This window comes from Streptomyces sp. NPDC026522, assembly GCF_055567555.1.
Window position 1 is genome coordinate 24,574 of the sequence record NZ_JBVHQF010000013.1, and the last position, 20,343, is coordinate 44,916.

Annotated in this window: 18 protein-coding genes and 1 pseudogene; 11 read left to right on the forward strand and 8 right to left on the reverse strand. The window is 71.6% G+C overall.

The window, feature by feature from the left end:
• Positions 1–275: 275 nt before the first annotated feature.
• Positions 276–725: pseudogene (locus ACZ4M3_RS29150) on the forward strand (hypothetical protein); the annotation flags it as partial.
• A gap of 81 nt (positions 726–806) precedes the next feature.
• On the opposite strand, the gene ACZ4M3_RS29155 reads toward ACZ4M3_RS29150, so the two are convergent.
• From ACZ4M3_RS29155 to ACZ4M3_RS29165, 3 genes are read right to left on the reverse strand one after another with little or no spacing between them, the layout of a single operon-like run.
• The gene (locus tag ACZ4M3_RS29155; protein ID WP_467737621.1) at positions 807–1,559 is read right to left on the reverse strand and encodes an amino acid ABC transporter ATP-binding protein; all 753 of its coding nucleotides are present in this window, start codon (positions 1,557–1,559) and stop codon (positions 807–809) included.
• 23 nt (positions 1,560–1,582) lie between these two features.
• Positions 1,583–2,542, reverse strand: a complete 960-nt coding sequence (locus ACZ4M3_RS29160; RefSeq protein ID WP_467737623.1) for an ABC transporter substrate-binding protein — start codon at positions 2,540–2,542, stop codon at positions 1,583–1,585.
• Between the two features lie 44 nt (positions 2,543–2,586).
• Positions 2,587–3,768 carry an LLM class flavin-dependent oxidoreductase gene (locus ACZ4M3_RS29165; RefSeq protein ID WP_467737625.1) on the reverse strand — a complete coding sequence of 394 codons (1,182 nt, stop codon included), beginning with the start codon at positions 3,766–3,768 and terminating at the stop codon, positions 2,587–2,589.
• Positions 3,769–4,356: 588 nt separating this feature from the next.
• Between ACZ4M3_RS29165 and ACZ4M3_RS29170 the strand changes: the two genes are divergently transcribed.
• The 9 genes from ACZ4M3_RS29170 to ACZ4M3_RS29210 all read left to right on the forward strand — a co-directional run bounded on the left by ACZ4M3_RS29170 (position 4,357) and on the right by ACZ4M3_RS29210 (position 14,169).
• Positions 4,357–5,346 carry an amino acid ABC transporter permease gene (locus ACZ4M3_RS29170; RefSeq protein WP_467737627.1) on the forward strand — a complete coding sequence of 330 codons (990 nt, stop codon included), beginning with the start codon at positions 4,357–4,359 and terminating at the stop codon, positions 5,344–5,346.
• Positions 5,347–5,553: 207 nt separating this feature from the next.
• Complete coding sequence (locus ACZ4M3_RS29175; protein WP_467737628.1) at positions 5,554–6,516, forward strand: amino acid ABC transporter permease; 963 nt, start codon at positions 5,554–5,556, stop codon at positions 6,514–6,516.
• Positions 6,513–7,304: an amino acid ABC transporter ATP-binding protein gene (locus ACZ4M3_RS29180; protein WP_467737630.1), complete on the forward strand. Its 792-nt coding sequence runs from the start codon at positions 6,513–6,515 to the stop codon at positions 7,302–7,304. Before ACZ4M3_RS29175 ends, ACZ4M3_RS29180 begins: the two co-directional genes overlap by 4 nt.
• Before the next feature lie 86 nt (positions 7,305–7,390).
• On the forward strand, positions 7,391–8,407 hold the full coding sequence (locus tag ACZ4M3_RS29185) for a transporter substrate-binding domain-containing protein (protein WP_467737632.1): 1,017 nt from the start codon (positions 7,391–7,393) through the stop codon (positions 8,405–8,407).
• Positions 8,404–9,219, forward strand: coding sequence for a GNAT family N-acetyltransferase (locus ACZ4M3_RS29190; protein WP_467737633.1), 816 nt, complete (start codon positions 8,404–8,406; stop codon positions 9,217–9,219). The genes ACZ4M3_RS29185 and ACZ4M3_RS29190 overlap by 4 nt, the downstream gene beginning before the upstream one ends.
• 122 nt (positions 9,220–9,341) lie before the next feature.
• Positions 9,342–10,517 carry an LLM class flavin-dependent oxidoreductase gene (locus ACZ4M3_RS29195; protein WP_467738003.1) on the forward strand — a complete coding sequence of 392 codons (1,176 nt, stop codon included), beginning with the start codon at positions 9,342–9,344 and terminating at the stop codon, positions 10,515–10,517.
• Between the two features lie 60 nt (positions 10,518–10,577).
• Positions 10,578–11,957, forward strand: a complete 1,380-nt coding sequence (locus ACZ4M3_RS29200) for an NtaA/DmoA family FMN-dependent monooxygenase (protein WP_467737635.1) — start codon at positions 10,578–10,580, stop codon at positions 11,955–11,957.
• Positions 11,954–13,000: an LLM class flavin-dependent oxidoreductase gene (locus ACZ4M3_RS29205; protein WP_467737637.1), complete on the forward strand. Its 1,047-nt coding sequence runs from the start codon at positions 11,954–11,956 to the stop codon at positions 12,998–13,000. Before ACZ4M3_RS29200 ends, ACZ4M3_RS29205 begins: the two co-directional genes overlap by 4 nt.
• Before the next feature lie 11 nt (positions 13,001–13,011).
• The gene (locus ACZ4M3_RS29210; protein ID WP_467737639.1) at positions 13,012–14,169 is read left to right on the forward strand and encodes an LLM class flavin-dependent oxidoreductase; all 1,158 of its coding nucleotides are present in this window, start codon (positions 13,012–13,014) and stop codon (positions 14,167–14,169) included.
• 73 nt (positions 14,170–14,242) lie between these two features.
• Here the strand turns inward: ACZ4M3_RS29210 and ACZ4M3_RS29215 are convergent, their stop codons facing one another.
• Entirely contained in the window at positions 14,243–14,725 is a 483-nt protein-coding gene (locus tag ACZ4M3_RS29215; RefSeq protein ID WP_467737641.1) for an SRPBCC family protein, read from the reverse strand.
• A gap of 63 nt (positions 14,726–14,788) precedes the next feature.
• On the opposite strand from ACZ4M3_RS29215, the gene ACZ4M3_RS29220 reads away from it, so the two are divergent.
• Positions 14,789–15,418, forward strand: a complete 630-nt coding sequence (locus ACZ4M3_RS29220) for a TetR/AcrR family transcriptional regulator (RefSeq protein ID WP_467737643.1) — start codon at positions 14,789–14,791, stop codon at positions 15,416–15,418.
• 599 nt (positions 15,419–16,017) lie between these two features.
• On the opposite strand, the gene ACZ4M3_RS29225 is transcribed toward ACZ4M3_RS29220, so the two are convergent.
• The 4 genes from ACZ4M3_RS29225 to ACZ4M3_RS29240 all read right to left on the reverse strand — a co-directional run bounded on the left by ACZ4M3_RS29225 (position 16,018) and on the right by ACZ4M3_RS29240 (position 19,924).
• Complete coding sequence (locus ACZ4M3_RS29225) at positions 16,018–16,806, reverse strand: ABC transporter ATP-binding protein (protein ID WP_467737645.1); 789 nt, start codon at positions 16,804–16,806, stop codon at positions 16,018–16,020.
• Complete coding sequence (locus ACZ4M3_RS29230) at positions 16,793–17,836, reverse strand: taurine ABC transporter substrate-binding protein (protein ID WP_467737647.1); 1,044 nt, start codon at positions 17,834–17,836, stop codon at positions 16,793–16,795. Before ACZ4M3_RS29230 ends, ACZ4M3_RS29225 begins: the two co-directional genes overlap by 14 nt.
• Positions 17,837–17,930: 94 nt before the next feature.
• Positions 17,931–18,812: an ABC transporter permease gene (locus ACZ4M3_RS29235; protein WP_467737649.1), complete on the reverse strand. Its 882-nt coding sequence runs from the start codon at positions 18,810–18,812 to the stop codon at positions 17,931–17,933.
• The gene (locus ACZ4M3_RS29240; RefSeq protein WP_467737651.1) at positions 18,809–19,924 is read right to left on the reverse strand and encodes an LLM class flavin-dependent oxidoreductase; all 1,116 of its coding nucleotides are present in this window, start codon (positions 19,922–19,924) and stop codon (positions 18,809–18,811) included. The genes ACZ4M3_RS29235 and ACZ4M3_RS29240 overlap by 4 nt, the downstream gene beginning before the upstream one ends.
• Between the last annotated feature and the right edge of the window lie 419 nt (positions 19,925–20,343).

Sequence of the window (20,343 nt, forward strand, 5' to 3'; positions counted from 1 at the left end):
ACGGCACAGGACGGGCTCGGGAACCGTTGCGCGGCGCACGCAGGTATCGTCCGGTCCCCGATCGGAGATTGGGCGGGACCGCCCAGGCCGTCATCGAATGCCGCGCTCCGCGGATCACCACGATGAACGGGTTCGAGACAGGACACGATGGGGTCATGAGAACGCGTCCGGAACGCGTCCGGTGCTTGTCTATGACGGGGACTGCGGCTTCTGCACAGCCTCGGTCGGAGCGGCCCAGCGTCGGCTCCACCCCTCCTGTGCATTCACCCCGTGGCATTCCGCGGACCTGGCGTCGAATCGGCTCGCCGGCTGATTTCGGTGGTTGGATCGTGGAGCGATCGGCGGCGGGGTTGGCCGAGCCGTTCACCTTCGTGGTCGGTATGGATGGTGTGCTGCGGCCGGCGCCGCGGCGAAGCGAGCACGTCTCCTGCGCCCACGGAGACGCGGTTCCGAGTGCCGACGAGATCAGCTTCATGCGCGAGGCGGACCGGTGGACCGTGAGCGAGGTCAGCAACCAGTCCACCGGGTAACGCCCGGACGTCAACTCCTGGGCGGAGGTTGCCCGTGCTCTGGACGCTGTAGAACTCGGGCGACCTCACGACTTCACCCGCGAGGTTGTATTCCTGCGGTGCCTCGACTGCCAGGAGCACAACATCGCGCCGAGGACGACTTCGTCTGCGTCTTCTGCCGGCAGCGATCTGCCCGCGGTGCTCGGCGTGGGCCCGCGTGGTAGTTCGTCCCGGCGTATCCCATCGTCAGCAGCGTCACGGAATGCTCCGGGGTGGGCCGAAGGGGGTTCGGGGTGGTCAGAGGACCTTGGAGAGGAAGGAACGGGTGCGGCTGTGCCGCGGGGCGTCCAGGACGGCCGCGGGCGGCCCCTGCTCGACGACGACTCCGCCGTCCATGAACACGACGGTGTCGGCGACCTCATGGGCGAAGCCGATCTCGTGCGTCACGACGATCATGGTGGTGCCGGCGTGGGCGAGGTCCTTGATGACGTCCAGGACCTCGCCGACCAGCTCCGGGTCCAGCGCCGAGGTCGGCTCGTCGAAGAGCAACACCTTGGGTTCGAGGGCAAGTGCCCGGGCGATGGCCACACGCTGCTGCTGCCCGCCGGACAGCTGCCGCGGATAGGTGTCGGCCTTGTCGGAGAGACCGACACGCTCCAGCAGCCGGCGGGCCGTCGCCTCCGCTTCCCGGCGCGGGCGGCGCAGCGCGGAGACCGGGGCCTCGACCAGGTTGTCCAGCACGGTCAGGTGTGGGAAGAGGTTGAAGTTCTGGAAGACGAACCCGATGCGGGTGCGCTGCCTCAGCACCTCCTTCTCCTTCAGCTCGTACAGCTTGCCCCGCGAGCCGCGGTAGCCGATGAGATCGCCGTCGACGCTGATCCGTCCTCGGTCGACCTTCTCCAGGTGGTTGATCGTGCGCAGCAGTGTTGACTTCCCCGAGCCGGAGGGGCCGAGGATCACGGTGACTTCGCCGGTGCGGACCAGCAGGTCGACCCCGCGCAGCACCTCCAGCGGCCCGAAGCCCTTGTGGACGCCTCGCACGTCGACCATGACATCGCTCTCGGGTCCGCTCCTCACGGGTGCTCGGCCGGGTTGATCTGCGACGTGTCGACGGCGGAGGCGGTAGTGCCCCACTTCTTCAGGATCCGTTCGTAAGTTCCGTTCTTGATCAGCTCGTTGACGGCGGCCTGGACGGCGGGGGTGAGCGGGGAGCCCTTCTTGAAGGCGAAGCCGACGTCGAGGCGGTGGTACTCGCCGAGAAAGGTGGTCTGCGCGGCGGGCTGTGCGGCCTGGTGGCGCAGGCCGTTGATCGTCGACATGACGACGTCGATCCGACCTTGTTGGAGGGCGGTGGTGACGGCCCCGGGTTCGGCGAAGACCTTGACCTCGTACGGCTTCTTGCCCGCGGTGGTGCACACGCCCTGCTTCGCGGTGAGGGTCTTCTCGAACGTGGTGCCCGCTCCGGTGCCGATGGTCAGTCCGCAGAGCTGGGTGAGGTCGGAGACCTGCGTGGTCAGCCTGGTGTTGCCCGTCTTGACCGCGAACCCCTGGCCGTCGTTGACGTATGTGACGAAGTCGACGGTCTTCAGGCGTTCGGTGGTGACGCCGAAGTTGCCCGTGCCGAAGTCGTACTTGCCGCTGCCGAGGGCCGGCAGGATCGTCTCGAAGGAGGCGCCCTGCCGTTCCAGCTTCACACCGAGGACCTTGGCCACCGCGTCGGCGATGTCGATGTCCTGGCCGGCAGGCGGCTTGTCCTGGCCGTTCGGGTAGTACGCCGAGGGCGGGGATCCGATGGAGCTGCCGACCCGCAGGGTGCCCGCCTGGCGGACGGCGGCGGGGAGCAGAGCGGCGACCGAGTCCACGGTCCGTACGCTGGCGACCGGGTCGTCGGCCGGTGGGGGAGAGGCCTGGGCGGCCGCCGGCGCCGGGGCTCCGCCGGCGGAGCCGCAGGCGGTGAGGGCCAGGAGGGGCAGAAGGGCGAGCGCCGCGGTGGTGCGCAGGCGGGTGCGGATCCCGTTCCCGGGGAGGTTCACAGTGGGGGAGGCCTTTCCGTTGCGGGGTGTGCGGCGCGCGGAGATCACCCGCGCACCGCCGTGACGGTCTGGAGGTGGTCGGGCGCCGGGTGCGCGCTTTGGCGTTCGGCGTTGCGCTTGGCGTTGCGCTTGGCGTCGCGCTTGGCGACCTCCTCGCGGACGAGCGGGATCACGTACCGGCCGAAGTCGACGGCATCGTCCAGCAGGCTGTACCCGCGGGCCGAGAGGACGTCGACACCGAGGTCGTAATAGTCCAGCAGTGCCCTGGCTACCGTCTCGGGGGTGCCGACCAGGGCGTTGGAGTTGCCCGCGCCGCCGGTGGCGGCGGCGGTCGGGGTCCACAGCGCCCGGTCGTAGCGGTCCCCCGCCTCGGCTATGGCGATCAGCCGCTGGGACCCGGTGTTCTGGGGTGCCGTGGCCTCCGGAACACCGCCCCGGTGGTGCTGTGCGGGGCCGGCCTGCCGTCGCTGCCGGATGGCGCCCAGGGTGCGGTGGGCCTTCTCCCAGGCCAGTTCCTCGGTCGGGGCGATGATCGGGCGGAACGCGACCTGGATGCGCGGCACGTCCGTGCGGCCCGCGGCCTCGGCGGCGGCCTTCACGGCCTCGATCTGCTGGGCGGTCTTCTCCAGCGGCTCGCCCCAGAGGCAGTAGATGTCGGCCTCGGCGCCCCCGGCGGCGTACGCGGCGGGCGAGGAGCCGCCGAACGAGACGTCCGGGCGCGGCTGTTGGACGGGAAAGACGTCGCTGACGAAGTCGTGGAAGCGGTAGTGCTCGCCCTCGTGGTCGAAGGGCTCGCGGGTGGTCCAGATCTTCTTGACGATGCGGATGTACTCGCGGGTGCGGGCGTAGCGCTCGTCCTTGGTGAGGGTGTCACCCTCCCGGCCCTGTTCGTGGTCGTTGCCGCCGGTGATGAAGTGCACGGTCAGGCGGCCCCCGCTGATCTGGTCGAGGGTGGCGAAGGTCTTGGCGGCGAAGGTGGGGTACGAGACGTTGGGCCGGTGGGCGAGCAGGATGTGGAGGCGGTCCAGCCGGGCGGCGATGTACGCGGCAGCCGGCGCGGGGTCCGGGGAGCCGGAGCCGTAGGCGAACAGCACCCGGTCCCAGCCGTGGTCCTCGTGCGCCCGGGCGAGCCGGAGCGTGTACGCCTTGTCGAAGGCGGCGCCGGATCGCGGCGTGGTTTCGGAGCCGTCGTTGGTGGCGGCTATGCCGAGGAATTCCACGGGCATGGAGTGGCCTTTCGGAAGGGCGGTGGTTCGCGCGCGGGCAGGGGTGGGCGTCCGCAATGGTCATCGGGAACACCGGTGCGGGGCGATGCGGGCGTGACGACGCGGGGGCGGCGGGTGGACCGGGGCGGCGGCAGCGCACGTCCGGGCTCGCGGCACCGTGTCCGCGCGCGGGTCGGCGCCCACGCGCGGTGGTGGTGGAGCGAAGGGAGATCTCGGCCCGCGACGGGGTCACCGAGGGAGGGAAGGGCCGATCAGGCAGCCCGCTGCCGCATCAGGCGCAACACGCGGCGGACCACACCCGACCGAAGTCGATGTGGTCGCGCGAGACCAGGCGCTGATGGGCATTCATACGACCACTTGAGCAGTACACGCTGGTTTTCGTCAAGCGACGGCCCGGATGCTGGACGGCCCCGGACGGCCGGACCGCGTGTGGTTGACACGACCGTGCCGTAGGCACATACGATCGACGGCGGATCGGCCCCGCCCCGTGCGGAAGGCCTGTCCGGCCGCGTTGAGGGACGCGGCGAGCGTGACGACACACGTCCACCACCCCACCCACGCCGCGATCCCTCACCTGGAGAACCTCCCATGGCCACCACACGTTCCGGTGTCCGCGACGCCACCGCGAAGTCCGCGGTGGAACACCGCAGCCCCCACGTCGAGCCGCCGGCGGTCGTGCCGCGCCGGCGCATCGGTCGCCGGCTGTCCGCTGCCGCTGCGCTGCTGGTCTTCGCGCTGCTGCTGCGTTCCGTCATCGGCAACGACGCCTTCCAATGGGACGTGGTGGGCCAGTACTTCACCACCGCCGCCGTACTCCACGGGCTGCTGCTGACGCTGTGGCTGACCGGCGTGGTGATGGTGCTCGGGTTCCTGCTCGGCACCGTGCTCGCGGTGATGCGGCTCTCCGACAGCCCGGTCCTGCGGACTCTGAGCTGGGGCTACGTGTGGATTTTCCGCTCCACGCCGCTGCTGGTGCAACTGCTGTTCTGGTTCAACATCGGCGCCCTGTACCCCACGCTCGGACTCGGGATCCCGTACGGCCCCGAACTGTTCAGCATCAAGACGGTGAACCTGCTCGGGCCGGCCCTCACCGCCGTCATCGGCCTGACCCTGCACGAGAGCGCGTACGCCGCCGAGGTGGTGCGCGGCGGCATCCTCTCCGTGGACCCCGGCCAGACCGAGGCCGCGCAGGCTCTCGGCCTCGGCAGGCTCCGCACCCTGCGCCGGATCGTCGTGCCCCAGGCGATGCGCTCGATCGTGCCGACCGCCGGGAACATGCTGATCGGCACCCTCAAGGGCACCAGCATCGTCAGCGTGCTGGCCGTACACGACCTGCTGTACTCGGTGCAGTTGGTCTACAACCAGAACTACCGGGTCATCCCGCTGCTGATGGTCGCCACCCTCTGGTACGTCGCCGTCACCACGGTGCTGAGCGCGGGCCAGCACTACGTGGAGCGGTACTACGCGCGTGGCACCTCCCGCGGCCTGCCGCCCACGCCGCCGCAGCGCCTGCGCATCCGGCTGACCGCCCTGTGGGCCCGGCCGCACGGGCCTCAATCAACGCGGCCGAAGCCCTGACCGGCACCCATTTTGTTTCACCAAGAGGCGTTATATGTACGGCGGATGAAATCGAGGGACGTTTTCACGATTCTCGATATCGAGGCCGTTGACACCCCTTCTCGGGGATGCCTAGCTTACGCCGCAGATAACACATCGGCGGTCTCTCCTGTTCGGAATGACGGCTGCTTTTCGATTCTGCGCTTCGTCGAAGCCGCTGGAGTTTCCTTGACCGAATCACTGCTCCTCTCCGCGCCCGCCGGTCCCTCCGGACCCCCCGGGACGGCCGAGCGGGTCCTCCCGCTCCGCCGCCCCGGACGGTGGGTGGCTGCCATCGTCGTACTGGTGCTGGTCTCCCAGGCCGCCCATGGGCTGATCACCAATCCGTTCTACCAATGGGACCGCTTCGCCTACTGGTTCGTCCGCCCGGTCATCGTGGAGGGGCTGCTCATCACCCTCCAGGTGACCGCGTACAGCGCGGTCCTCGGCCTCGCCGGCGGTGTCCTGCTCGCCCTCGGCAGGCTCTCGGGCAGCGCGGTACTGCGGTCGGTGAGCTGGACGTACGTCTGGATCTTCCGATCCGTACCGCTGATCGTCGTCCTGCTCTTCCTCTACAACCTCAGCGCCCTGTACCCCACCCTCAGCATCGGGGTGCCGTTCGGGCCCGCTTTCCTCACGTTCGACGAGTCGCAGCTCGCCACGGACACCGTCGTCGCGGTGGTCGGCCTGAGCCTGAGCGAGGCGGCGTACGCGGCCGAGATCGTCCGGGCCGGCGTGCTCTCGGTCGACCAGGGCCAGCATGAGGCGGCGGCGGCCCTGGGACTGCCCAGGCGGTACCAATTCGCCCGGATCGTCTTCCCGCAGGCGCTCCGCTCGATCGTCCCGTCGTACGTCAACCAGCTGATCGGCCTGCTCAAGGCCACCTCACTGGTCTTCTACGTGTCACTGCTCGATCTGTTCGGCTCGGTGCAGAGCCTGGCGAGCACCTACCCCGGTGACGTGGTGCCGCTGCTGCTGGTGGCCACCGTCTGGTACGTGATCCTGACCAGCCTGGTCTCCGTCGTGCAGTTCTACGTGGAGCGGTACTACGCCCGCGGGGCGCTGCGCGCCGTGCCGCCCACCCCCTTCCAGCGGGCCCGGGCGGGTCTGCGCGACCTGTGGATCCGCTCGCGGAAGGAGACGGCCCGATGACCGCGGCCGTGAGAGCCGTCACCGAACGGCCCGCTGCGATCGAGGTGCACGGCGTGCACAAGTCGTTCGGCGGTCGGCGGGTCCTCGACGGAGTGAGCCTGACCGTCGCGCCGGGCACGGTCACCGTCGTACTGGGCCGCTCCGGATCCGGGAAGTCCACCCTGCTGCGGGTCCTCAACCACCTGGAGAAGCCCGAGGCCGGCCACGTCAGCGTCGGCGGCGAGCTGATCGGGGTCCAACGGCGCGGGGACCGGCTCAAGGAGCTGAGGGCGAAGGCGATCCTCGCCCAGCGCAGCCGGATCGGCTTCGTCTTCCAGAACTTCAACCTCTTCCCGCACCTGACCGTGCTGGACAACGTCGCCGCCGCCCCGGTGGCCACCGGCAGGCTGCCCCGCGCGCAGGCGCGGGCGCAGGCGCGCGAGCTGCTGTCGCGCGTCGGACTCGGGGACCGCGCCGGCGCCTATCCGAGGCAGCTGTCCGGCGGGCAGCAGCAGCGGGTGGCCATCGCCCGCGCCCTGGCCCTGCGGCCAGGGGTCATCCTCTTCGACGAACCCACCTCCGCGCTCGACCCCGAGCTGGTCGGCGAGGTGCTGTCGGTGATCAAGGACCTCGCCACCGGGGGTACCACCCTCGTCATCGTGACCCACGAGATCGGCTTCGCCCGCGAGGTGGCCGACGAGGTCGTCTTCCTGCACGAGGGCCGCGTCGTCGAGCAGGGGTCGCCCGCACAGGTGCTGGACCACCCCGCGCACCCGCGCACCCGGGAGTTCCTCAGCAAGGTGCTCTGACCTCCGGCTCGGGGCGGCCCCGGCTGCCGCCCCCCTCTTCCTCCCTCCGTCCCCTCGCCTCACCGAACACTCGAAAAAGGAACGCCATGCGACACCGGACCATCCTGCGTACCAGACTCGCCCGCCGCCTCGGCGCGGCGACCGCCGCCGTCGCCCTCGCCTCGGGCCTCACCGCGTGCGGCGGCGACGCGAAGGCCACCGGCACCGCGTCGGACAAAGTGACCGTCGGCGCCGTCTCCAACGGGGCCGCCCAGCAGGCCGAATTGTCCGCTCCGGTCGTCGAGTCCCTGCGCGCACAGCTGCCGAAGGCCGTCCGCGAGCGCGGCGAGCTGGTCATCGGGGTCGGCGCCCTGCCCGCCGGCTTCCCGCCCCTCGCCTACGTCGGCACCGACCAGAAGACCCTCACGGGCGCCGAGCCCGACCTCGGCCGGCTGGTCGCCGCGACCCTGGGGCTGAAGCCCGTGGTCAAGAACTCCACCTGGGAGAACCTCTTCGTCGGCGTCGACAGCGGCAAGGTCGACGCGGCCTTCTCCAACGTCACCGTCACCGAGGAGCGCAAGAAGAAGTACGACTTCGCCTCCTACCGGCAGGACAACCTGGCTTTCGAGGTGCTGAAGGAGAGCACCTGGAACTTCGGCGGCGACTACCGCAATCTCGCCGGGAAGACGGTGTCGGTCAGCAAGGGCACCAACCAGGAGAAGATCCTCCTGGAGTGGCAGAAGAAGCTCCGGTCCGAGGGCAAGGACTTCGAGGTCAAGTACTTCCCGGACCCCAACAGCGTCTACCTGGCGCTGAGCGGAAAGAAGATCGACCTCAGCTTCGGGCCGAACCCGTCCATCTCGTACCACATCACGCAGACCGCGAGCAGCAACGCCCCCACGCGCAACGCCGGTTCGTTCTCCGGGGCCGGGGAGAGCCTCCAGGGGCTGATCGCCGCGACGGCGAAGAAGGACAGCGGGCTGGCCAAGCCGGTGGCGGAGGCGATCAACCACCTGATCAAGAACGGCCAGTACGCGCGGCTGCTGGCCGCCTGGAACCTGTCCAACGAGGCCGTCACCACCTCCGAGGTGAACCCGCCCGGCCTGCCGTCGACCAACTCATGAGCGCGGACACGGGCACCGGTACGGACGCGGACACTGGTACGAATGCCGGCACCGGTGCCGGCACGGACACCGGCACCGGCCCGCGGACCGCGAGCGACCCGCACATCCTGGACAACCCCGCATGGGCCTCGCTGTCCGGCCCGCACTCCGCCTTCGCCGAGCACCCGGCCGGACTGCGGCCCGGCACCTCCCGTGCCGCCCGCTACGACCCGGACGTCTCGCCCTTCGCCGCCCTCGCCGACCCCGCCGACCCGCGCTCCTGGGCCGACCTGGCCGCGCTGGTCGGCGAGGGCGGGGTCACCCCCCTCGCCGGTGTGCTCACTCCGCCCGAGGACTGGGAGACCGTCGGCGCCATCGAGGGGGTCCAACTGGTCGACACCTCGCTGCACGCCGAACCCGCCCCGGAGGCGGTCCGGCTGGGACCCGGTGACGTACCGGAGATCCTCGCCCTGATCCGACTCACCAAGCCCGGCCCGTTCCTGCCCCGCACCGTGGAGCTCGGCACGTACCTCGGAATCCGTCACCGCGGCCGGCTGATCGCCATGGCCGGGGAGCGGTTGCACCCGCCCGGCTGGACCGAGATCAGCGCGGTGTGCACCCATCCCGGGCACCGGGGGAGGGGCCTGGCCACGCGGCTCGTGCGCGCGGTGGCCGCGGGCATCCGGGAGCGGGGCGAGGTCCCCTTCCTGCACACCTCCGCGGCCAACACGGGCGCGATCCGGCTCTACGAATCGATCGGTTTCACCCTGCGCCGTCGGCCCTCCTTCATGGCGGTCCGGGCCCCGGGCAACACACCCGTCAAATTCCTTTAATATCCCTGTCGTTGTACGGCCCAGCTATCGGGCGTAGCGTCGTCGGGAAGATCCGCATTTCGCGTGCGGCATTTCTTTCCCCTTTCCGTACGACTTTCCGTACGACCGATCAGGAAGGCGATATCGCCGTGTCCGAACTCCATCTCGCCGTGGCGCTCGACGGCGCGGGCCGGCATCCGGCGGCCTGGCGCGAGCCGGGTGCCCGGCCCGCCGAGCTGTTCACCGCCCGGTACTGGGCCGACCTCGTCTCCGAGGCCGAGACCGGACTGCTCGACTTCGTCACCTTTGAGGACGGCCTCGCCCTCCAGTCCTCCTCGCCGAGCGGGCCCGACGAGCGGACCGACCGGGTGCGCGGGCGGCTGGACGCGGTCCTCACCGCCGCCCGGGTCGCGCCGCTGACCCGGCACATCGGGTTGGTCCCCAGCGTGACCGCCACCCACACCGAGCCGTTCCACATCTCCAAGGCGATCGCGACCCTCGACCACGTGAGCCGCGGTCGCGCCGGCCTGCGGATCCAGGTGTCCGGACTGCCCTACGAGGCACGGCACTTCGGGCGCCGCACGGCTCCGCTCCCCGAGGACGGGCTGTACGAGGAGGCGGCCGACCACGTGGAGGTGGTCCGGCGGCTGTGGGACAGCTGGGAGGACGACGCCGAGATCCGCGACGTGGCCACGGGCCGGTTCGTCGACCGCGACAAGCTGCACTACATCGACTTCGAGGGCGACCACTTCAGCGTCCGGGGACCGTCGATCACCCCGCGTCCGCCGCAGGGGCAGCCGGTCGTCAGCGCCGCGGCACCGGACGAGGGCGTGGCGGCGTACCGGCTCATCGCCCGGGCCGCCGACGTCGGATACGTCGCCGCCCGCGACATCGACGGCACGCGTGCCGCCGTCACGGCGATCCGGCAGGCCCGGGAGGCCGCCGGGCTCGCCGAGGCACCGCTGCACCTCTTCGGCGAGCTGACGGTGTTCCTGGACGAGGACGCCGCAGCGGCGACCGACCGCCTGGGCCGTCTCGACGCGCTCGCGGGCGAGCCGTTCGCCGATGGCACCGCGGTCTTCACCGGGACGCCGGTCCAGCTGGCGGACCTGCTCCAGGAACGCCGGGAGGCGGGCCTGTCCGGGTTCCGGCTGCGGCCGGGGGTGGTCGCCCATGACCTGCCCGCCCTCACCCGGAGGCTGGTGCCGGAACTCCAGCGGCGCGGCGCCTTCCGCCGGGCCTACGAGGCCGACACCCTGCGCGGTCTGTTGGGACTGGCCCGGCCGGCCAACCGCTACGCCGCGCGGACCCCGGCCTGACCCCGGACCTTCCCGCCCCCCGGACCTTCCCGCCCCCCGGACCTTCCGGAAGGACGAACCATGAGCACGAAGCCGCCCAAGCAGATCCATCTCGCGGCCCACTTCCCCGGCGTCAACAACACCACCGTCTGGAGCGACCCCGCGGCCGGCAGTCACATCGACTTCGACTCCTTCGCGCACTTCGCGCGGACCGCGGAGCGCGCCAAGTTCGACTTCCTGTTCCTCGCCGAGGGACTGCGGCTGCGCGAACAGGGCGGGGAGATATACGACTTGGACGTGGTCGGCCGCCCCGACACCTTCACCGTGCTCGCCGCACTGGCCGCCGTCACCGAGCGCCTCGGGCTGACCGGCACCATCAATTCCACCTTCAACGAACCCTACGAGGTGGCCCGCCAGTTCGCCTCCCTGGACCACCTCTCCGAAGGCCGGGCCGCCTGGAACGTGGTCACCTCCTGGGACGCCTTCACCGGCGAGAACTTCCGCCGCGGCGGCTTCCTGCCCCGCGAGGACCGCTACACCCGCGCCCAGGAGTTCCTCGCCACCGCCAACGAGCTGTTCGACTCCTGGGACGGCACCGAGATCGTCGCCGACCCCGGGTCGGGCCGCTACCTGCGGGACGCCCGGGCCGGCGCCTTCGCGCACCGGGGACGGCACTTCGACATCGAGGGCCGGTTCAACGTGCCGCGCAGCCCGCAGGGCCGGCCGGTGATCTTCCAGGCCGGGGACTCCGACGAGGGCCGCGAGTTCGCGGCCTCCTCCGCCGACGCGATCTTCGGCCGGTACGGGACCCTGAAGGAGGGGCGGGCGTTCTACGCCGACGTCAAGCACCGGCTCGCCGCGTACGGCCGTACGCACGACCAGTTGAAGATCCTGCCGGCCGCCACCTTCGTCCTCGGCGACACCGACGCCGAGGCCCACGAGACCGCCCACGAGGTGCGCCGCCTCCAGGTCAGCGGGGCCACTGCCATCAAGTACCTGGAACACGTCTGGAACCGGGACCTGTCCGGCTACGACCCGGACGGGCCACTGCCCGACATAGACCCCGAGGTCGGCGAGAACACCATCGCCCTGGGCCGGGCCAGTGTCCGCCAGTTCCGCGACCCGCGCGAGACGGCCCGTCAGTGGCGGGAGCTGGCCGAGGCCAAGAACCTGTCCATCCGCGAGCTCGTCATCGCCACCACCGCCCGCCAGACCTTCGTCGGCTCCGCCGCCACCGTAGCCGAGTCGATCAACGAGCTGGTGCAGGCGGACGCCGCCGACGGTTTCATCCTGGTCCCCCACATCACCCCGGGCGGCCTGGACGTCTTCGCCGACACCGTCGTCCCGCTGCTCCAGGAGCGGGGCGTCTTCCGCGCCGAGTACGAGGGCACCACCCTGCGCGATCACCTCGGTCTCGCCGTACCCGCCGCCCAGCCGGCCCGAGAAGGCGTGGTCTCGTGAAGTTCCTGGCCATCACCCTGATCACGGATTCCCAGGACCCGGTGACGGGCGCCCTCACGCCCACGCGCGAGCGGTTCCGCGAGGTCGTCGCCGGCGCGCTGCTGGCGGAGGAGCTCGGCTTCGACGGTTTCGGGGTGGGCGAACGCCACGAACGGCCGTTCCTCTCGTCCTCGCCGCCCGTGGTGCTCAGCCACATCGCCGCGCTGACCCGCCGGATCCGGCTGTTCACCGCCGTCACCACCCTGAGCCTGCTCGATCCGGTGCGGGCGTACGAGGACTACGCGACCCTCGACCACCTCTGCGACGGGCGCCTGGAGCTGATGATCGGCAAGGGCAACGGCACGGCGCAGCGGGAACTCTTCAACGTGACCCCCGAAGACCAGTGGGAGCGCAACGCCGAGGGCTACGAGCTGTTCCGGCGGATCTGGCGCGAGGACAAGGTGACCGCCGAACCGCGCTTCCGCCCCGCGCTCACCCGGGCGGAGGTGCTGCCGCGGCCGTACCAGCGGACCGTCCGGGTCTGGCACGGCAGTGCCACGAGCCGGGAGTCCGTCGATCTCGCGGCGCGCTACGGGGACCCGCTCTTCTCGGCGAACCTCACCCACCCGATCGGTCCGTACGCCGAGCTGATCCGCTACTACCGGGAGCGCTGGGAGCACTACGGGCACGATCCCGCGCACGCGGTCGTCGGTGCCGGTACGGCCGGCTACCACGCGGCCCCCACCTCGCAGCAGGCGGCGCTGGCCTACCGGCCGGCGTTCGCGCGGTACCTCGCCTTCCACAAGCAGCAGGGTCTTGATCCCGTCTTCCCGACCCTGGAGGACTTCATCGAGCGGAGCTCGGCGCTGATCGGCAGCCCCCAGCAGGTGATCGAGAAGGTCCACCGCTACCACGAGGAGTTCGGCCACACCGCCCTGCACCTCCAAGCCGAGCCGGGCGGAATCGCCCCGGTGGAGCACCGCGCCTCGCTCGAACTCTTCCAGTCGGACATCGCCCCGGTGCTGCGCCGCGAGATCCCCGACCCTTCCTTTCCCGACTTCTAAGGAGCCCGACTATGTCCGGCATCCCCCTCGGGGTCCTCGACCTCGTCCCGGTCCCGTCCGGTTCCACCGCCGCCGAGGCCCTGCACCACAGCATCGACCTCGCCCGGCAGACGGAGGCCCTCGGGTACACCCGCTACTGGTTCGCCGAGCACCACCTCAATCCGGGCGTCGCCGGGACCTCGCCCGCGGTCGTCCTCGCCCTGACCGCCTCCGCGACGACGACCATCCGGCTCGGCTCCGGCGCCGTCCAGCTCGGCCACCGCACCGCCCTCTCCACGGTCGAGGAGTTCGGCCTGATCGACGCGCTGCACCCCGGCCGCCTGGACCTGGGCCTGGGCCGCTCGGCCGGCCGCCCACGACCCGGGTCCGGTGAGCCCGCGCGGCCCGTCACCCCGGTGGTGGACGGGTACACCCCCAACGGGCTGCGCATCCCGGCCCGGTTCTCCTTCGAGCACCTGCTGGGCCATCCGCGGGTCGCGCTCCAGCAGAGGCTGCTGAACCTGCCCGGCGCCCGGCCACAGGACTACGCCGAGCAGGTCGACGACGTCCTGGCGCTGCTGCGCGGCGACTACCGCTCCGCGGAGGGGGTGGAGGCACATGCCGTCCCGGGGGAGGGGGCCGACGTACAGGTGTGGATCCTGGGCAGCAGTGGCGGAGTCAGCGCGGAGACCGCGGGGCGCAACGGCCTGCGGTTCGCGGCCAACTACCACGTCAGCCCCGCCTCGGTACTGGAGGCCGTCGAGGGCTACCGGGCCGCCTTCAAGCCGTCCGCAGAGCTCGACCGGCCGTACCTGACGGTGTCCGCCGACGTCGTCGTCGCCGAGGACGATGCGACCGCCCGTGAACTGGCCACCGGGTACGCGCCCTGGGTGCGCAGCATCCGTACCGCCGAGGGCGCCATCCCCTTCCCCACACCCGCCGAGGCGCGCGCCCTGCCCTGGACGGAGGCGGACCGCGAACTCGTCGCCGACCGGGTGGACACCCAGTTCGTCGGCTCGCCGCGGACCGTCGCCGATCACCTGGAGCGGCTCCAAGCCGCCACGGGGGCCGATGAGTTGCTGATCACCACCATCACGCACGACCACGCGGACCGGGTCCGGTCATATCGCCTGCTGGCCGAGGAGTGGCAACGCCGTTCAGGCGCCGGCCGAGCTGGCGCACGCTCTTGAGGCGACGTGCACCGCACGGCCGTCGTACAGGCGCTCTGGAGCGTGAGGCGCGACGCACCCCGGCTGCCGATGGTCAGGGCGCAAGCGCACTCAGCATTCGTACGTAGGGGCTCCAGCGCGCCGGGCGGGCCACCGTGCCCGTGCAGGCCAGCTCGGCGCGGTCCAGGCTGTCCTCCAGACAGGCGTCGTGGAGGGGGCGGAAGACGAGCGGCCACGTGAAGCGGGCCGTGCCTTTGGCGGCCATGGCCAGGGTGTGGCGCAGCAGGGTGTGGTCCCGGTCGACAGCGAAGGCTGCGTATTCGTGGAATCCGTGGAAGCCGCGCGGGCCGCTGAAGGTGAAGCGCACCCACTGCGAGGGGACGTACGCGGCGACGGTGTAGCGGACCGGCCCGTGTCCGCCCGTCGCCCCGGCCGACAGAGGGCGGTCGAACGTCATGGGGGGCCAGCTGCCCTGCGGCCACAGCTTGTCATCGCCGCTCGCCAGGCTGTCTATCAGCGCTCCCACTTCGCTGCGCTGTGCGGTCAACAGACGTTCATGCACGTTGTAGACGCCCATGCGTCCTCCTCGGGCTCCATATAGAGAGCGATCTCTAATATTGTAGAGAGTACTCTCCAACTCATGGCAAGACCACCTCGCTTCGACGTGCAGCAGCTCCTCGACGCCGCCGTGCGACTGGCCGCGGCGGCCGGCCCGGCCGCGGTGACCATGTCCGCGGTCGCGGCGGAGGTGGGCGCCCCGAGCGGTTCGGTGTACCACCGCTTCCCCAGCCGGAACGCGTTGCTCGCCGAGGCGTGGCTCCGGACGGTAGAAGGCTTCCAGGAGGGCTACTTCGAGGCCGTCGAAGCAAGCGCCGACGCGCGGCGGGCAGGGTGTGCGGCGGCGCGTCACGTAGTCGCCTGGAGCCGCGCACACCCTCAGGAGGCCGCCCTCCTCCTCTACGGCGCCCAGGACTTCGGGCGCGCCGACTGGTCCGACGAACACCTCCAGCGCGCGGACCGTGGCCACCGGCGGGTGCGTGCCACTCTCGCCACCCTTGCCACCGCCCTGGGTGCCGAAGGTCCGCAGGCCGCCGAACGGGTCGCGCTCGCCGTGGTCGACCTGCCCCTCTCGCTGGTCCGGCGGCACCTCCGGGCCGGTGACCCCCTCCCCGCCCACGCCGAGGACCTCGCCGAGGAGTGCACTGCGGCACTGCTGAGCGCGCTTCCCGCGCGGCCGGCGTCGCCGCCGACGCCCCTGGCCGACAGTTGAGGACTGCCTCATGACCACCCGTCCTGCTCGGCCGGACCTTCAGCCGGACCTTCGGCCCGGTCCAACTCGTGGGGTGCGGGCTCGCACTCGCTGCACTCGCCGCACTCGCCGCAGGCCGGCTTCCGGTTCCCGCCCGCTCTTGCCCGAGGTTCCGCCTCCCGTGGAAAGGTCCGGGCACCGGTTGGCATCTGCAAGACCGTGCTCAGACGCGGGTGCGTGCGGACGGCCCGCCATCGCGGAAGTCGCCCGGTGGCGTCCACCGCTCGGTTCGGCACTCGGACGGGACGTCCGGGCCTGGCCCGCCGACTGGAACTACCATGCACGGCCGTTCGTCCGGACGAAGACGGCCGACGAGGTCCTCCACGAAGTCGCCGCATACTGCCGACGGATCTCGGGACTCAGGACACTGGCCGCCCGTCCGATCCGGATCCTTCCGTCGTCGTGGGCCACCGCTTGTTCATCCAGTTCACGCTCCCGCAGTACGCGCGCAACATAGGGCGGGCGGTTCATGCGCGCACGGCTCACCCCGCCCGACGAAGGTGCCCGCCCCGCTCACCGAGAGCGCCGCGCCGTGACCCGCGAGGGGGCACCTCCTCGTCTCAGCCGCGCATGATCCCGGCCAGGCGGCCGCGCAGCCGGGCGAACTCGGGCGAGGCGCGCAGCGCGGAGACGTCCGTGTCGGGCTCACGGGCCAGGCCGACCGGCAGCTCCGCCGTGATCCGGCCGGGCCCCGCGGCCATCACCAGGACCCGGGAGCCCAGGAGCATCGCCTCCTCGGCCGAGTGGGTGACGAACAGCACCGTCGTCCCGAGCCGGCCGGCCAGGGTCCGTACCTCCTCCTGGAGCCGCTCCCGGGTCAGGGCGTCGAGCGCGGCGAACGGCTCGTCCATGAGAAGGAGTTCGGGCTCTCCCGCCAGAGCTCTGGCGAGAGCCACCCGCTGCTGCTGGCCACCCGACAGCTCCCACGTCCGCCGGGCCGCCATCCCGGGCAGCCCCACGCGCTCCAGCAGCTCGGCGATCCGGCCGGGCCGATCGGCGCGCGGCACCCCCAGCCTGGCCAGCGCGAAGCCGAGGTTCCCGCCGACCGTGCGCCAGGGGAAGAGCCGGGGCTGCTGGAACACCACCCCGGCGCCCGCGCCCGGCCGGGGGAGTGCACCCCGGACCCGGGCGCGGCCCGAGGCGGGGCGTTCGAAGCCCGCCACCACGCGCAGCAGGGTCGTCTTGCCGCAGCCGGACGGCCCGACGAGGACGACGAACTCGCCGGCGTGGATGCGAAGGTCCACGCCTTCGAGTGCCACGACCGGCGCTCTGGCCGGGCCGTACCGGACCGAGACGCCCGCCAGGTCGACGACCGCAACCCGCTTCGCCGGCTGGTCAGTTCGCGGCACGGCCGAGCTCCTCCACCGCCAGCGACCGCCCGAACGCCGCCTCGTCCGGCACCGTGTCGACCGCCTTCTGCCCCTTCAGGAACACGGCGGCGTCGTGCAGGTTCGCCGCGAGCTTGCCGGGGGCGCCCGGCGTGCCCAGGTAATCGGGGCCGGCCTGCTCCTTCGCGCTGAGCAGCACCAACTGCGACAACTGCCGCTTCGCCTCCTGCGCCGACAGCCCGAGTTCCGCCCCGATGGACTTCGCGGCCTCGTCCGGTGCGGTGCGCGCCTGGGCGACGGCCTTGTCCTGGGCCTTGATCCAGGCGGTGACCACTTCCGGGTGCTTGGCCGCGAACGCGTTCGTGACCACCCCCAGGTCGGCCGTGGGCTTGCCCTGGCCGGCCAGTTCACGGCTGGTGACGAGCACCTTGCCGTCCTTGGCCAGTTCACTCAACGTCGGCGTCCACACGTAGGCGGCGTCGATGTCCCCGCGCTTCCACGCGGCGAGCGCGTCCTGCGGCTGGAGGTCGATGATCTGTACGGCTGACGGATCGACACCGGCTGCGGTCAGGGCGGCGAGCAGCGAGTAGTGGGAGGTCGACCCGAAGGGAGTGGCCACCTTCTTGCCCACCAGGTCCTTCACCGAGCCGATTCCGGACTTGGCGACGAGCGCCTCGTTGTCACCGATCAGGTCGTGGATCCACACCACCTTGTACGGGATGTTCAGCGGCGCGGACAGGCCCTTGGTGACCGGGCTCGACCCGGCCAGGCCCAGGTCGACGGCCCCGGCGATGACGGCCGTGTTGACGTCGCCCCCGGACTCGAACTTCACCCACTTCACGTCGATTTCGGGGAGGGCCTTCTCCAGGAGCTTCTGGTTCTTCACCACCAGATCGGCGTTGGGTATCGCTTGGTAGGCGATCCGTACGGTGGTCCGTCCGGCGGAGTCGCCGGCCGTGTCGCCGCCGGCCCCGCAGGCGGTGGCGACGGCGGCCGTCAGGGCGACGGCCGCCGTGAGCAGGAGTGTGCGGCGGGACGGACGTGCGGGCATGGACGATCTCCGGTCTGGGTCGGGCGACGAGAAGGGGGGCGACAAGGGTGGTGAAGGGAGGGGAGTGGCAGGGGCGTAGCGGGAGCGGCGAGGATCAGGCACGGCCGCGCCACGGCACGGCGATCCGTTCGACGAGCCGCAAGAGCGCGTCCAGTACGAGCCCGGACAGGCCGATGGCGAGTATGCCCGCGATCACCAGCGCGGTCTGGTTGTAGCGCTGCGCGTCGCGGATCATGCCGCCGATGCCGGGCACGCCGTTGATGGTCTCCGCCGCGACGACCGACGTGTAGGCGATACCGACGGCGATGCGGATGCCCGTGAGGATCTCGGGCAGGGCGGAAGGCAGCCGCACGGACAGCAGCAAGGCGGTCGGGCCCGACCCCAGTGCCCGTGCAGCCTCGACGAGTTGGTCGGGCACCGTGCGCACCGCCGCCGCGGTGGCCGCGGCGATCGGCGGCAGGGCCGCGATCACCAGGAGCCAGATCTTCGGGGCCTCGTCGATGCCGAACCAGATGACGAGCAGCGAGAGGTACGCCAGCGGCGGCAGCGTCCGCAGGAACGTCACCGCGGGTTCCAGTACGACGGCCAGCGGCCGGACCGTACCGATCAGCAGGCCCAGCGGTACCCCGGCCAGCACGGCGTACGCCGAGCCGGTGCCGATCCGGCCCAGGCTCACGCCCAGGTGTTCGATCAGCAGGTGGCCGCCGTAGCCACGCACCCCGTCGTGCACGGTGGAGGCGAGGACGAACTGCCGCCACACGTCGCCGGGCGAGGGGACCAGGACCCTCGGCCACACGTCGGCGGAGACCGCCGCCTGCCAGGCGGCGAGGAGGACCGTGAGGGCCACGAGCCGCAGCGCGCCCCAACGGAACGCCTCGCGCAGGCGGTCCCGCCGGGGGGACGCGGCCCCGGCCGGTTCCGGGCCGGGCCGCGGGCGGAGTTCCCGTCCGGCCTGCGCCGTCGTGAGCGCGGTCATGCGGCGTCCACCCCGGCCAGGGCGCGCAGCCGCGGGGCCACTTCCTCGCCGACCCGATAGGCCTCTTCGAGGTGCGGGTAGCCGGAGAGGACGAACTCGTCGATGCCCACGGCGCGGTACTCGGCGAGCCGCGCGGCCACCTCGTCGTGCGAGCCGACCAGTGCGGTCCCGGCCCCCTCGCGGACCAGCCCGATGCCCGCCCACAGGTTGGGCGCCACCGTGAGGCGGGCGGCGTCCGCGACGCCGCCGTGCAGTGCCGTCATCCGGGCCTGCCCGGTGGAGTCCATGGCGGCGAACCGCTCCTGGCTCGCCCGCACGGCCTGCGGATCGATCCCGGCGAGGATCCGGTCCGCCTCCGACCAGGCCTCGGCGGCGGTGTCCCGGCTGATGACGTGCAGCCGCAGGCCGAACCGCACGGTGCGGCCGACCGCCCGGGCCCGCTGCCGCAGCCGGTCGACGCGCGCGGCGACCGCGGCGGGAGGCTCGCCCCACAGCAGCTGCACGTCGGCCCGCCGGGCGGCCACCTCCTCGGCGGCGGGCGAGGCTCCGCCGAAGTACAGGGGTACGGGGTGGCGGAGTTCGGGATCGGTGAGGCGTGCGCCCTCGATCCGCAGGTGGCTCCCGTGGTGGTCGGCCGTCTTGCCGTCCAGGAGGGTGCGCAGGACCGTCATCACCTCCTCGGTCCGGGCGTAGCGGGCGTCATGGTCCAGCCAGTCCCCGAACGCCCGCTGTTCGGCGGGGTCGCCGCCGGTCACCACGTTCAGTGCGAGCCGTCCCCCGGCGAACCGGCGGAAGGCGTCGGCCTGTTGGGCGAGCAGTGTCGGACTGGCGAACCCGGCGCGGAACGCCACGAGGAACCCGATCCGGGCGGTGTGCTGCGCGAGCGCTGCGGTGAGGATCCAGGGATCCACGCAACCGAGGCCCACGGGTGTGAGCAGCGAGTGGAATCCGGCCTGTTCGGCGGCCCGGGCCACCTGGGTCAGGTAGGGGATGTCCGCGGGCCGCCGGGTGGCGGCTCGGGTGCGGCCCTGGACGGCGGTGACGCCGCCGGGATCACGGCCGTCCCCGCCGGTGGGCAGGAACCAGTGGAGCAGGAGGGGGTGTTCCGGCATGAGGGGACCTCGTCGAAGCAGCGGCATGACACGTGCCACCATCACAGGGGGAGCAACACGTGTGCACGAGCAGGAGGGCAGGCGGAAGGCGGCGCACGGACAGCGCGCGTTCGTCCTTGCGATGTCAGAAGCGGCGGATCAGCGGATCAACAGCCGTGCGCACGCGGGAGGTCGGCCCGACACAGCATGGTCGAAACACGCAGCAGATCTACGTGACGACGCGATACGAGTACGGGGGCCATGGCCGTATCCTGTCGGCCCGGCTCGCGGGCGTGCAAGCGGTGTCCGGATGATGGACGTTGTCATCCCGTATTTCGGTCGCCTGGTGTTCTGCGCCCTGTGGAGCGGCCGGAACGGCCGGATCGGAGGAGCGGCCGCCCCGTAGCTGGCGTGGCGCTTCCGCGGTACCGCCCCGGTGG

Excerpts from the sequence above, each read along its gene's own strand:
- ACZ4M3_RS29155 (WP_467737621.1), bottom strand. The coding sequence starts at position 1,559 with ATGGTCGACGTGCGAGGCGTCCACAAGGGCTTCGGGCCGCTGGAGGTG.
- ACZ4M3_RS29165 (WP_467737625.1), bottom strand. The coding sequence starts at position 3,768 with ATGCCCGTGGAATTCCTCGGCATAGCCGCCACCAACGACGGCTCCGAA.
- ACZ4M3_RS29170 (WP_467737627.1), top strand. The coding sequence starts at position 4,357 with ATGGCCACCACACGTTCCGGTGTCCGCGACGCCACCGCGAAGTCCGCG.
- ACZ4M3_RS29180 (WP_467737630.1), top strand. The coding sequence starts at position 6,513 with ATGACCGCGGCCGTGAGAGCCGTCACCGAACGGCCCGCTGCGATCGAG.
- ACZ4M3_RS29185 (WP_467737632.1), top strand. The coding sequence starts at position 7,391 with ATGCGACACCGGACCATCCTGCGTACCAGACTCGCCCGCCGCCTCGGC.
- ACZ4M3_RS29190 (WP_467737633.1), top strand. The coding sequence starts at position 8,404 with ATGAGCGCGGACACGGGCACCGGTACGGACGCGGACACTGGTACGAAT.
- ACZ4M3_RS29200 (WP_467737635.1), top strand. The coding sequence starts at position 10,578 with ATGAGCACGAAGCCGCCCAAGCAGATCCATCTCGCGGCCCACTTCCCC.
- ACZ4M3_RS29210 (WP_467737639.1), top strand. The coding sequence starts at position 13,012 with ATGTCCGGCATCCCCCTCGGGGTCCTCGACCTCGTCCCGGTCCCGTCC.
- ACZ4M3_RS29215 (WP_467737641.1), bottom strand. The coding sequence starts at position 14,725 with ATGGGCGTCTACAACGTGCATGAACGTCTGTTGACCGCACAGCGCAGC.
- ACZ4M3_RS29220 (WP_467737643.1), top strand. The coding sequence starts at position 14,789 with ATGGCAAGACCACCTCGCTTCGACGTGCAGCAGCTCCTCGACGCCGCC.
- ACZ4M3_RS29230 (WP_467737647.1), bottom strand. The coding sequence starts at position 17,836 with ATGCCCGCACGTCCGTCCCGCCGCACACTCCTGCTCACGGCGGCCGTC.
- ACZ4M3_RS29235 (WP_467737649.1), bottom strand. The coding sequence starts at position 18,812 with ATGACCGCGCTCACGACGGCGCAGGCCGGACGGGAACTCCGCCCGCGG.
- ACZ4M3_RS29240 (WP_467737651.1), bottom strand. The coding sequence starts at position 19,924 with ATGCCGGAACACCCCCTCCTGCTCCACTGGTTCCTGCCCACCGGCGGG.